The following is an 11,603-nucleotide window of genomic DNA, read 5'->3' as shown; positions in this document are numbered from 1 at the left end:
TCTAGAACGAAGCCGCGCTGGCGAGTGGGCTGTGTACGGGCTTGCGCGACGGCAGTGCCAGCACGTTATCCTGGCGTGGCTGTGCGCCTTGCCGCATCGTCACCGGATGCTGGCGTTCGCCGATGGGCATGAACGCGTGGGCGCTGTGGGACAAGTGAGCCACTTCTCTGGAGAGGAGGTCGACGGCACTGATGTAGGCATCCATGCTGGTCGCGCTCTCCTGGGTGCCCTGGTCGATCTGAGCGATGGCCTGGCTGATCTGAGCGATGCCCTCGCTCTGTTCGCGGGCGGCGGCGCGGATCTCTTCCATCAGGTCGTTGACGTTGTGGCTCGCCTGACGGATGCGGCTCATGGCATCCCCGGCGGAGCCTGCCTTGTGCTGGCCTGCCTCGATGCGCTGGCGGGCCGTTTCGATCAGTGTCTGTACCTGATGGGCTGCCTCGGCTGATTGGCGGGCCAGGCGGCGTACTTCTTCGGCCACTACCGCAAAGCCTCGGCCATGTTCACCGGCCCTGGCAGCTTCGACGGAGGCGTTCAGGGCCAGAATATTGGTCTGGAAGGCAATATGGTCGATGGTCTTGACGATGCCTGCCATGTCCTGGGACGTGCTGGTAATGCCCTCCATGGCATCATCCAGTTCCTGCATGATGGCCACGGCCTTGTCCACTTCGCCCACGTTACCCACCGACGCCTGGCTGGCCAGTTGGGCATTCTCCGAACTTTGCCGCACGGTAGACGCGATCTGCTCGGCGCTGGCAGCCGTTTGCTGCACCCCCCCTCTGTCAGGATTGATGTCGTGTCCCTTGTTACACTCTCTTAAATATTCAGGGGCGTTTGGAGATCTGTATGCCTCGCTATTCCGATGAGCGACGTCAGGCCGCTGTGGCCAAGCTGTTACCGCCTTATAACCAAAGCGTAGAAGAGGTCGCTCGGCAGGAGGGGATCTCGCCAGCAACTGTTTACAAGTGGCGTAAAGAAGCCCGTGCGGAGGGACGCTGCCTGCCCGATGCAAGTGACCAGGGTACGACCGGCTGGTCGTCCCGAGACAAGTTTGCAGCGGTGGTTGAGACCGCAGCGATGAACACCGAAGACGTTGCTGCCTATTGTCGTCAACGGGGACTGTATCCCGAGCAGCTGCAACGCTGGCGTCATGACTGCGAACAAGCCGCCAGCTTGTCCCATGAGGACCGCCGTCGAGAAGCGGATGAAGCCAAGCAGCAGCGCAAGCGGATCAAAGAGCTGGAACGAGAGCTACAGCGCAAGAACACAGCACTCGCGGAGACAGCTGCACTGCTGACGCTGTCAAAAAAAGCACGGGCGATCTGGGGGGACGAGGAGTCATGATCAGCATCGAGGATCGCCAACATGCCGTAGAGCTGATTGCTGTTGCCTGCAACGAGGGCGCCACCTTGGCGGCTGCCTGTGAAGTTGTCGGGATTTCTATCCGGACTCACCAACGCTGGATGCAGGCGGGAAAGCTAACAGGCGACAAACGCCCTTTAGCCGAACGCCCAGCCCCCGCTAATGCGCTGACCCCAGAAGAAGAGGCCGAGATCTTGAGGCAATGCCACCGTGACGAGTTTGCTGCTTTACCGCCGGATCAAATTGTTATTCGGCTGATGGATGAAGAGCAGCGTTACATTGCCTCCGTATCGAGCTTTTATCGAGTGCTGCGTAAACATGGCCAGCTGGCACACCGGGGACGCGCCAAAGCCCGCAAATCACAGCCAGCGCCGACTACACATACAGCAACCGCCCCCAACCAGGTGTGGTCCTGGGACTGCACCTGGCTTCCTGGGCCAGCCAAGGGTACCTACTACTATCTGGTGATGATCCTCGACATCTTCAGCCGTAAAGTCGTGGGCTGGGAAGCCTTTCTGGGGGAGTCTGCAGCTAACTCACGCCGTGTCATTGAGCGAGCCGTGCTGGCCGAAAACATGGTAGGCCAGCCTCTGGTGCTGCACGCAGATAACGGCAGCCCCTTCAAAGGCATTACCTTGCTTGAGAAGCTGAGAGATCTGCAGATCCAGCCTTCGTTCAGTCGACCGCGTGTGAGCAACGATAACGCCTTCTCCGAGGCTCTGTTCCGCACCTGCAAGTATGTGCCGAACTACCCTGTCAGTGGCTTCGCTGACCTATCAGCTGCCCAGCGTTGGGTGCACGGCTTCGTCCAGTGGTACAACTATGAGCACCGCCACAGTGCTATCCGCTTCGTGACGCCGATGCAGCGCCACACAGGAGAAGACAAAGTCATATTGGCCAAGAGACATGCCCTCAACCTTGCAGCCAGAGCTGTGCATCCTGAGCGCTGGAGTGGGGACACCCGCAACTGGCATCCTGTGACATTAGTATCGCTAAACCCAGAGCGCCGAGTAGTTAGGGAGGTAGAGAAAATAGCTGCATAAAAATCAAACAGGGCGACAGATACCTTGACAGTTACCGCACCGCAGAGGCTTGTTGATCCACTCGATGGCCCATGGCCTGGTTATGCCGAGATAACTCCTCCACCGAGGGCATGACCTGGGCAATCCGCTGGTCCAGGTCGCCAATCAGTGCATCCAGCGAACGGCGCATGAAGTTCATGGTGGCCAGGGTGTTGTCCATGGCTTTGTTGCCCACGGTAGGGACCTGAGCGTTCAGGTCGCCTGCCGCGATTTGCAGTGCAAAGTCGTTGGCCTTGTGCAAGAAGCGGCGCAACCGGCGCGCCTGGCGCCACTGCAGCGCGCTCAGCAGCAGCCCGCTGGCCAGCACCATCATCACCAGCGGCAGGGTCACCGAGGTGGTCACGTGGCCCTTTAGCCACCAGGCGCATCCCGCCATCAGTAGCCCAGTGGTGAACAGCGTCATCAGAACGCCGGAAATGCTGGCCAGTCGCGGCGCCCACCAGGCGGCACTTGCCAAGCGCTTCAGCGGGTTACGCGCCATGATCTCACCGTGCTTGACCGTGTAGCGACCCTGCTGCTCACGAATGTCTTGATAAATACGCTCCGCCTCGGCCACTTCTGCCTGTTCCGGTTTTACCCGAATGGACACGAACCCGGTGATTTGATTGTTTTCACGGATGGGCACCACGTTGGCACGCACCCAGTAGTGATCTCCGTTCTTGCGCCGGTTCTTGACCAGCCCGGTCCAGTACTGGCCCGCCTTGAGGTCGCTCCACATATCGGCAAACACCGGGGCAGGCATGTCAGGGTGGCGCACCATGTTGTGAGGCGAACCCACCAGCTCCTCATAGTCGAAGCCGCTGATCTCGACAAAGCGATGGTTGGCATAGGCGATGTGGCTGCTTCGGTCGGTTTTGGAAATCAGCACATCATCATCGCGTAGAGGGTGTTCCACTTGGGTAACAGGGCCGTTGTTTTTCATGATGGAGTACCTGTGGGAGGAATACCTGATTGGGTTGGTCAGGTATTACTATAAATCTGCTACAAGAGTTATCCAGTGGTGTTGCATTGTTTAACATTTTCCTGCCCGGACAGTCGGTCATGGCAAGAAGCCGCCATGAATTTGACAACCTCCTCGCGGTATGACAAACACACAACCCTTTCAGGTGAGGGATTGAACGTGGCAGACGAGCAAAGCTATCAGGCGTTGGCAGTGGACACCCTTGGCCAGCGGCTGGGGGGAGTGGAAGCGGTCGCCCGCCGCGTGGGCGGCGACCCGGCACAGTGGCAGATCCGTGAAGTGGGCGATGGCAACCTCAATCTGGTATTCATCGTCACCGGCAGCACCGGTAGCGTGGTGGTCAAGCAGGCGCTGCCCTACGTGCGCATGGTCGGCGAGAGCTGGCCGCTGCCGCTCTATCGTGCCCATTTCGAATACTACGCGCTGGTACGCCAAGCTACGCGTGCGCCTGGCGTGGCCCCAGAGGTGTACCATTTCGACAAGCCCCAGGCGCTGATCGTGATGGAGTATCTTCACCCGCACGTGATTTTGCGGCGCAAGCTGATCAGCGGCGAGCGGGTGGCTCGGCTAGGGGAGGCCATCGGTGAGTTCTGCGCCCGCACGGCGTTTCGCGGCTCGGAGCTTTCCATGGCCAGCCCAGAGAAAAAAGCCGATGTGGGCCTGTTCTCGGGCAACGTCGCGATCCCCGCGATTACCGAATCACTGGTGTTCACCGACCCCTACTACGGCGCCGAGATGAACCGCCATACGCCCGAGCTCTCGCCCGTGGTGGACGCACTACGCCGCAATGCGCCTTTGAAAGCCAAAGTGCAGCGGCTGTTGATGAAGTTCACCGCCAACACCGAAACCATGCTGCACGGTGACTTGCACTCCGGCTCCATCATGGCCACCGACACCAGCGTGCGGGTCATCGACCCCGAGTTTTCCCAGTATGGCCCCCTGGCGTTCGACCTGGGCATGGCCGTGGCCAATTTCTTCATGGCCTACTTCAGCCAGCCAGCCCACCGCCAGGCAGACGAGCTGGAAGCGTATCAAGCCTGGATTCTCTCGGTGATCAGCGACTGCTTTACCCGCTTCGATGAGGAGTTTCGTCACCTCTGGCAAACCGAGCGGACCGGTATTCTGTTCCCCAGGTCGCTATTCGAAGAGCAGGGCAACAGCGCCGACGACGCCTGCGATGCTCTGCTGGATGAGATTCGTGAAGATGCGCTGGCCTACTGCGGCATCGAAATGCATCGCCGCGTACTGTCGCTGGCCCACAACGCCGATTTCGAAGAGATCGAAGACACCGCCCTGCGCGCTGAGTTGGAAGCACGCAACGTGTTGATGGGCCAAACGCTGATCATGGAACCGCAAGCCTACCGAGACCTCGACGCGCTGACGCAACTCGCCAAAACGTTCAATCAGAAAACGGTGTTGTAAGCGTCTTTCCATTGACTCAGTGGCACCTTCGGCACCGCTGTGCGGTGCTTCGCGGGTGCGCTTCGCTTACGCCGCGCTACGGGTGCCCATCTTGAGCTTGGAGAAACGCCGTAGCGCGGCGTAACGAATCTTGCTCGGCACGAGCAAATGAGGCACCCGCAGGGGCGGCGGTAGCCGCCTGGGTGGGGCTGCTGTGGAGGATCAACGCTCGGTGGCACCTTCGGCACCGCTGTGCGGTGCTTCGCGGGTGCGCTCCGCTTACGCCGCGCTACGGGTGCTCTGCTTGAGTTTTGAGAAGCCTTGTAGCGCGGCGTAACGAATCTTGCTCGGCACGAGCAAATGAGGCACCCGCGGGGGCGGCGGTAGCCGCCGGGATGGGGCCAGAGTGAATGATCAACGCTCGGTGGCGACTTCGGCACCGCTGTGCGGTGCTTCGCGGGTGCGCTCCGCTTACGCCGCGCTACGGCTTACCCTTCACCCTTCATCGCTCAAAGCTGATCTAAACGATCGAATTTTCCGGCGATGTCGCTTTCGGTCCAGTGGGGGACCCAGCCTTCCACGTTGTCGAAGAAGCGCAGCGCGGTGAATTCCGGCTCGGGGCCCATGTCGAACCAGTGCGGAGTGTTGGCGGGCACGCTGATCAGGTCGTTGCGGGTGCAGAGCACCTGGTAGACCTTGTCGTCGATGTGCAGGCAGAACAGCCCCTGGCCTTTGACGAAGAAGCGTACTTCGTCTTCGTGGTGGCGATGCTCGTTCAAGAACTTCTGGCGCATCGCTTCTTTGTCCGGATGAGTGGGCACCATGTGCAGCACGTCGACGGTCTGGTAGCCACCCTTGGCTTTGACCCGGTCGATATCTTCCTGATAGAGCGCCAGGATCTCTTCCTGGGTGGCATCGTCGGCAATCTCGCCCGGCGCTGCCCAGCGTTCGAACAGAACGCCCACGCGGTTCAGTTCGGCGGCGATTTGCGCGCCGTCCGTGGTATCCAGAAGCGCATCGTTAGGGTTTTGATCGGCAAAGACTTTCAGTTGTGACATTAATGACTCCTGAAATAAGCAATGGTCAACCGTTGCCGCTAGACGGCAAGCTCGTCGAAGCGTGCGACGCAGGCGTGGTGTGTTCCCGGCTGGGTGCCTTCGCGTACCAGCTGCCGGGTTTGCATGCCCGCCTGTTCAGCGGCATCCAGCTCTTCGACGACATCTGACAAGAACAGCACCGATGCGGGCGGCAGGTCAAGGGTGTCGAGGATACGCTGATAAGAGGCGGCCTCGCGCTTATGGCCAACATGGGTGTCGAAGTAGCCGCTGAACAGCGGGGTCAAATCTCCCTCGTCACTGTAGCCAAACAGCAGCTTCTGCGCCTGCACCGAGCCGGACGAGTACACATACAGCGCCACACCTGCGGCCTGCCACTGGCGTAGCGCCGGAGCCACATCGGCGTATAAGTGGCCGGTGAAGTCGCCACGCTGGTAGCCGTCGGCCCATACCATGCCCTGCAGGGCTTTCAGCGGCGTCACTTTCTGGTCGGTATCGATCCAGTGCAGCAGTGTCGCAATCACCGCTTCCAGCGTGGCCTCAGGGGCCTGCATGTCGCTGCGCACGGCGTCGATTTGCTCGGTCACGGCAGGCGTGGCTGCGTTCTGGCGCAGAAAATCAGGCAGCTTGGCGTAGGCGTAGGGAAACAGCACTTTATGAACGAAATTGATATCGGTGGTGGTGCCTTCGATATCGGTCACGATAGCGCGAACGGTTGATTGACTCATTGGGACCACCGGCTCTCTTCCAGTACACAGGCAAGTAAGAATTCGATGGCTTCCAGGTGGCGGCGGCAGCTGGAAATGCTGTCGCCCACGGCGTAGATGCCGTGTCCCGCCACGAGAAAGCCCCAAGGCATCGGCCAGCCCTGGCGAACGTGCCTGGCCAGCTCCTCCATGTCCTGGGAGTTGGGCACCACCGGCAGGCGAACCGTTGCATCATGCGTCGCGTTACCCGCCAACGCCTTTTGCATCTCGAAACCGCTCAGTTCGATGCCATCGGGAAAGCGTCGCGACAGTACGGTGCTGGCGACAGTGTGGGTGTGCAGCACGCAGTGAATGTTCGGGTCTAAGCGGTACAGCGCGGCGTGCAGGTCGCTTTCGGCGCTGGGTTTGCCGCTACCTTCCAGCACGCGGCCTTCCAGGTCGCAGAGCAGCAGGTCATCGGCCTGGATGCGGGTTTTATCCCGCCCGGACGCCGTGACCCAGTAACCAGCCTCGGTGCGCGCGGAAAAATTGCCGCCGGTGGCGGGGGTCCAGCCTTGCTGCGCTGCCCAGGCAATGGCGTCCAGCAGTTCGGTGTGTAAGGTAGTCATAAGGCCTGCATCGTCTCATCCAATGGGCATCATTCTATATGATAAGCTTCGCGCCTGATAAGCCGCGCGCCGAGTTCACCGGTTCAAGACCTCAAGGAGCCCTTCATGGTTACGTTACAGTCACGCAGTTTACGAGTGCATGCCGACGCCCTCGAATACCTGGACCAGACCCGGCTCCCCCAGGCCGAAGAGTGGGTGCGCTGCGACTCTCCCGAGGCGTGGCAGCACGCCGTCAAGCATCTTGCCATTCGCGGGGCGCCGTTGATTGGCTTGAGCGCGGCGTTCGTACTGGCCCAGTATGCGGCTCGCCATCCGCAAAGTGAGTGGCAGTGGGTGAGTGATCGCTTACGTGCGACGCGCCCCACGGCGGTGAACCTGATGTACTGCCTGGACGCCATGGAAGCTTGCTTTGCCCAAGGCGCGGACGCCCTGGCCGAGCGTGCCAAAGCGCTGTTCGAAGAGGACCGCGCGCTGTGCCAGCGCATGGCCGAACGGGGCGCTGACCTGTTGGCCTCCGGCGACCGGGTGCTGACCCACTGCAACACCGGCGCGCTGGCCACGGCGGGCGTAGGCACCGCGATTGGCGCGCTGGCCATCGCCAAACAGCGCGGCGTGGCGCTGCAGGTCTATGTGGATGAGACCCGCCCGCTGCTCCAGGGCGGCCGCTTGACCGCGTGGGAAATGGCCGATTTAGGCATTCCCTACCAGCTGATCACCGACAGCATGGCGGCCAGCCTGATGGCGGCGGGCAAGGTGGATAAAGTGATGGTGGGGGCGGATCGCATCTGCGCCAACGGCGACTTTGCCAACAAAGTGGGCACTTACATGCTGGCGGTGGCGGCACACTACCATCAGGTACCGTTCTACGTGGTGGCCCCTTACACCACGGTCGACCCCGCCTGCGCGACCGGCGCGGCGATTCCCATTGAGCAGCGCGATGGCGCGGAGGTGCGCGGTGCCGCCGGCGCGTTTGGCGAGGTGGTGTGGGCGCCCAGCGATGCACCGGTGTGGAACCCGGCGTTTGATGTGACCCCGGCCTCACTGGTCACCGCCTGGATTCTGGATACCGGCGTGTTCGACGCCGCCGCCATCGCCCAGGGCGAGCATCTGCGAGGATGGTGTTAACGTTCCGGCAGCCTCATTCCAGCAGCGTCAGCTCGTACACATGGCGAATTCGCTGACCGTCCCAATCGTACCCGAGATGACGGCCTTGCCGAGTGGCGGAGAGTACCGGGGGCCTTAGCACGGCCGCGCACTGGCCGCTGGGGTCGCGAACGCTGGGGTACACGATGCCATCTGCCTGTTGATCCCAGGCGTTTCTACCCAGAGCTTGCCCGGCAGACCAGCTATCTGGGGCGAGCAGGGGCGCTGCGTCGCGGTGGCCCCGCAAGTCAATCAGTTGGCCCATCACATCGGAGAGATAGACGCGCTGCTGCAGCATCATGGGCGGCTCGTTGGACTCTCCCATGAAGCGCTCTGCGTGGTACAGGGTTTCCGCAATGGCGGTGGCTTCGGTAAGTGCGCAGTAGTAGGCACCAAAGGTGCCATCGCTGAACCGTGAACCGGAGGCAGAGAAGTGGCAAAACGCCGCCATGACGGGAGACCAGCCTGGCCCATAACGGCGGTCGCCGTCGCGCACCAGATGAATCGCGCCCGCCTCTTCACGAAGCCTGGCAGAGGTCTCGCCTTCCAGTTCGTTGAGCAAATCCCAGTCGTCCGTGTGGCTGTTGACGCCTTCGAACAGGTCGATCGGTGGGAAACGTGAAGGGATGACGCGATAGCTTGGCCGCCATGTGACGTTGCTGAGCGGGAAGTTCATACATGGCCCCCTCCACGTGCGGCATCCAGGTGCTGGCGAACGACATAGAGGTCGGAAACGTGACCACTCAACAGGCGCTCCATGGGCGTGTGGCCAGCAAACAGGGGATTGCTGTTGGCTCGTTTTAGCCAGCTATCGGCGGCCTCCTGGTTGGGGAGCAGGATATGCAGCGCCTTGTAGATGCCCAGAATCAACGACATTCGCTCAAGATGGTTGGCATCCAGGCGGGCTTGCTCGGGGGCTTGCTTCCAGCGTCGGTAAGTCGAGTCGGGCACGCCGAGTAACAAGGCGGCTTCGCTCTCTTTCAGGCCCCAGCGGCGGGATATGTTGGGATACGTGCGCATGGCAGCAGCTCCCATGTCGCGGCGCTTGGTAGCGGTGTTGTGCTGAATGGCCATATCGCGTCTCCTCTCTTGTATAGAGAGTACACCAATTGAGCGGTTTTATAAAAAAAACGCTCAACTGGTGGCTGCTAGCGTCGGGCAGCCATGGAAGCCCGCACGCAATGCAGTATCGGATAATCCACACGCCCCTCCAGCGCCTCGAACACCACTTTCAGCCCCTGGCCTGGAAACTTCTCGAAGGCGGCGTGAATCTGCGCCAGGGTCGCCGGGTCCAGGTTGACCACCTCTTCCAGGGTCAGTTCGCCGCCTTGAATGGCATCGCTCAAATGGCGGTAGACCGTGTTGGCGGCCAGCCCGCGCTGCTCGGCGACTTGTGCGGGGGTTAGCCCCTGGCGCAGCAGCGTGGCGGATTCCATGGCGCTATTGCCGATGTCGGTGGGCGCTTCGGGCTCATTGGGGTGCGCCAGTACCACTGCCAGAAATCCTTCGCCGTAATCGGCCAGCTTGCGTGCGCCGATGCCCGAGATGGCGCCCAGCGCCTGCAGCGTTTGCGGTTTTTGCGCTACCAGCTCGGCCAGGGTGGCGTCGTTGAAGATCACGTAGGCGGGTACGCCCTGGGCATCGGCAAGCGCTTTGCGATGCTGGCGCAGCGCTTCCCACAGTACGCCGTGGCCCTTGGCGGCGGATGACCCTTTGGCTCCGCGCCGCGCAGGCTTGCTGGGTTTGCGCAGGGTGAGACTTTGCTCACCGCGCAGTATGGGCCTGGCGTTGGCGGTGAGCTTGATCGCGCCATGGCCCTCCATGTCCACGCTCAGATAGCCGCTGGCGATCAGCTGACGAAACAGCGCTTTCCACTCGCTGGCGGTGAGCTCCTGGCCGATGCCGAAGGTGCTCAGGCTGTCGTGGCCAAAGCGGCTGATACGCTCGTTGCGCTTGCCGAGCAGCACATCCACCAGATAAGTGACGCCAAAGCGCTGTTCGGTGCGGTAGACACACGACAGCGCCTTCTGCGCGGCCACGGTGGCCTCCCAGGTGTCAGGCGGGGTGAGGCAGTTGTCGCAGTTGCCGCAGGGTTCATCTAGCGAATCGCCAAAGTAGTGGAGCAGCGCCTGACGACGGCAGCTGATGATCTCGCAGAGCCCCAGCATGGCATCGAGCTTCTGTTGCTCGATGCGCTTTTGCTGGTCGGCGGCACTGGAGTCCTGCTGCATCTGGCGCAGGGTGATCACATCCTGAAGCCCATAGGCCATCCAGGCATCGGCGGGCAGCCCGTCGCGTCCGGCGCGGCCGGTCTCCTGGTAGTAGGCTTCGATGCTTTTGGGCAGATTGAGGTGCGCCACGAAACGCACGTCGGGTTTGTCGATGCCCATGCCGAAGGCAATGGTGGCGACGATCACCACGCCATCTTCGCGCAGAAAACGGGTTTGATGCTGCTGGCGTTGCTCGGCGGGCAGCCCTGCATGGTAGGGCAGCGCGGTGAGCCCCTGGCGCGCCAGCCAGGCGGCGGTTTCTTCCACCTTGCGCCGAGAGAGGCAGTAGACGATGCCCGCTTCGCCGTCGTGGTGTTCGCGGATGAAACTCAGCAGCTGCTCTTTGGCATTGCCCTGATTTTCAGCGATGTGGTAGCGAATATTGGGGCGGTCGAAACCGTTGTTGTAGAGCGCGGCTTCCTGAAGCTGAAGATGCTCCATGATGTCGTGCCGGGTAGGCACGTCGGCGGTGGCGGTGAGCGCGATGCGCGGCACGTCGGGAAAGCGCTGATGCAGGTGGGAGAGCTGGCGATACTCGGGGCGGAAATCGTGCCCCCACTGGGAAACGCAGTGGGCCTCGTCTATGGCGAACAGCGCGATGCGTGTCTGCTCGAGCAGCATCTGCATGCGCGCCGTGGCCAGCCGCTCGGGTGCGATGTAGAGCAGGTCCAGCTCGCCTGCGCGCAGGCGGTTCTCCACCTCCATCGCCTCATGCATCTCGAGGCTGGAGTTGAGGTAGGCGGCGCGCACCCCGTTCTGGATTAGCGCGGCCACCTGGTCCTGCATCAGCGCGATGAGCGGTGAGACCACGATGGCGGTGCCGGCGCGCAGCAGCGCCGGGATCTGATAGCACAGCGATTTGCCGCCGCCGGTGGGCATCAGCACCAGCGCGTCTCCGCCGCCCGTCACGTGCTCGATGATGGCCTGCTGGGGGCCACGAAAGCGCTCAAAGCCAAAGACTTCTTGCAGTACCTTGAGGGCTGCCGGGTCGCCGTGCATCGCTGCTCTCCTTGT

General features: G+C 61.7%; 10 protein-coding genes and 1 pseudogene. 3 read left to right on the top strand and 8 right to left on the bottom strand.

The features are described 5' to 3' along the window. Nucleotide 1: 1 nt before the first annotated feature. Nucleotides 2–772, bottom strand: coding sequence for a methyl-accepting chemotaxis protein (locus IE091_RS09045; RefSeq protein WP_189463471.1), 771 nt, complete (start codon nucleotides 770–772; stop codon nucleotides 2–4). 74 nt (nucleotides 773–846) lie between these two features. Between IE091_RS09045 and IE091_RS09040 the strand changes: the two are divergent. Further along, nucleotides 847–2,405: pseudogene (locus IE091_RS09040) on the top strand (IS3 family transposase). 31 nt (nucleotides 2,406–2,436) lie between these two features. Here IE091_RS09040 and IE091_RS09035 read toward each other — a convergent pair. Next, nucleotides 2,437–3,366 (bottom strand): PAS domain-containing protein, encoded by a 930-nt coding sequence (locus IE091_RS09035; RefSeq protein ID WP_189463470.1) that lies wholly within the window; start codon nucleotides 3,364–3,366, stop codon nucleotides 2,437–2,439. 198 nt (nucleotides 3,367–3,564) lie between these two features. Here IE091_RS09035 and mtnK point away from each other — a divergent pair, with 198 nt between their 5' ends. After that, nucleotides 3,565–4,827 carry an S-methyl-5-thioribose kinase gene (gene mtnK / locus IE091_RS09030; protein ID WP_189463469.1) on the top strand — a complete coding sequence of 421 codons (1,263 nt, stop codon included), beginning with the start codon at nucleotides 3,565–3,567 and terminating at the stop codon, nucleotides 4,825–4,827. A gap of 488 nt (nucleotides 4,828–5,315) precedes the next feature. Here mtnK and IE091_RS09025 read toward each other — a convergent pair whose 3' ends face one another. The 3 genes from IE091_RS09025 to IE091_RS09015 are packed head-to-tail and all read right to left on the bottom strand — an operon-like array spanning nucleotide 5,316 to nucleotide 7,176. After that, the gene (locus IE091_RS09025) at nucleotides 5,316–5,864 is read right to left on the bottom strand and encodes a 1,2-dihydroxy-3-keto-5-methylthiopentene dioxygenase (protein WP_039175169.1); all 549 of its coding nucleotides are present in this window, start codon (nucleotides 5,862–5,864) and stop codon (nucleotides 5,316–5,318) included. Nucleotides 5,865–5,902: 38 nt separating this feature from the next. Beyond that, nucleotides 5,903–6,589, bottom strand: coding sequence for an acireductone synthase (mtnC, locus tag IE091_RS09020; protein ID WP_189463468.1), 687 nt, complete (start codon nucleotides 6,587–6,589; stop codon nucleotides 5,903–5,905). Beyond that, entirely contained in the window at nucleotides 6,586–7,176 is a 591-nt protein-coding gene (locus IE091_RS09015) for a methylthioribulose 1-phosphate dehydratase (RefSeq protein WP_189463467.1), read from the bottom strand. The genes mtnC and IE091_RS09015 overlap by 4 nt, the downstream gene beginning before the upstream one ends. A gap of 105 nt (nucleotides 7,177–7,281) precedes the next feature. On the opposite strand from IE091_RS09015, the gene mtnA reads away from it, so the two are divergent. Beyond that, the gene (mtnA, locus tag IE091_RS09010; protein ID WP_189463466.1) at nucleotides 7,282–8,301 is read left to right on the top strand and encodes an S-methyl-5-thioribose-1-phosphate isomerase; all 1,020 of its coding nucleotides are present in this window, start codon (nucleotides 7,282–7,284) and stop codon (nucleotides 8,299–8,301) included. Between the two features lie 13 nt (nucleotides 8,302–8,314). Here mtnA and IE091_RS09005 read toward each other — a convergent pair whose 3' ends face one another. The 3 genes from IE091_RS09005 to recQ all read right to left on the bottom strand — a co-directional run bounded on the left by IE091_RS09005 (nucleotide 8,315) and on the right by recQ (nucleotide 11,588). Continuing rightward, nucleotides 8,315–8,995 (bottom strand): RES family NAD+ phosphorylase, encoded by a 681-nt coding sequence (locus IE091_RS09005; RefSeq protein ID WP_039175172.1) that lies wholly within the window; start codon nucleotides 8,993–8,995, stop codon nucleotides 8,315–8,317. Then, nucleotides 8,992–9,393, bottom strand: coding sequence for an MbcA/ParS/Xre antitoxin family protein (locus tag IE091_RS09000; protein ID WP_096922051.1), 402 nt, complete (start codon nucleotides 9,391–9,393; stop codon nucleotides 8,992–8,994). The genes IE091_RS09005 and IE091_RS09000 overlap by 4 nt, the downstream gene beginning before the upstream one ends. Before the next feature lie 74 nt (nucleotides 9,394–9,467). After that, nucleotides 9,468–11,588: a DNA helicase RecQ gene (gene recQ / locus IE091_RS08995; RefSeq protein WP_189463465.1), complete on the bottom strand. Its 2,121-nt coding sequence runs from the start codon at nucleotides 11,586–11,588 to the stop codon at nucleotides 9,468–9,470. Between the last annotated feature and the right edge of the window lie 15 nt (nucleotides 11,589–11,603).

The sequence above is a fragment of the Vreelandella hamiltonii genome (genome assembly GCF_014651775.1).
Classification (GTDB): Bacteria; Pseudomonadota; Gammaproteobacteria; order Pseudomonadales; family Halomonadaceae; genus Vreelandella; species Vreelandella hamiltonii.
This window is presented reverse-complemented; position numbering and strand designations above follow the sequence as displayed.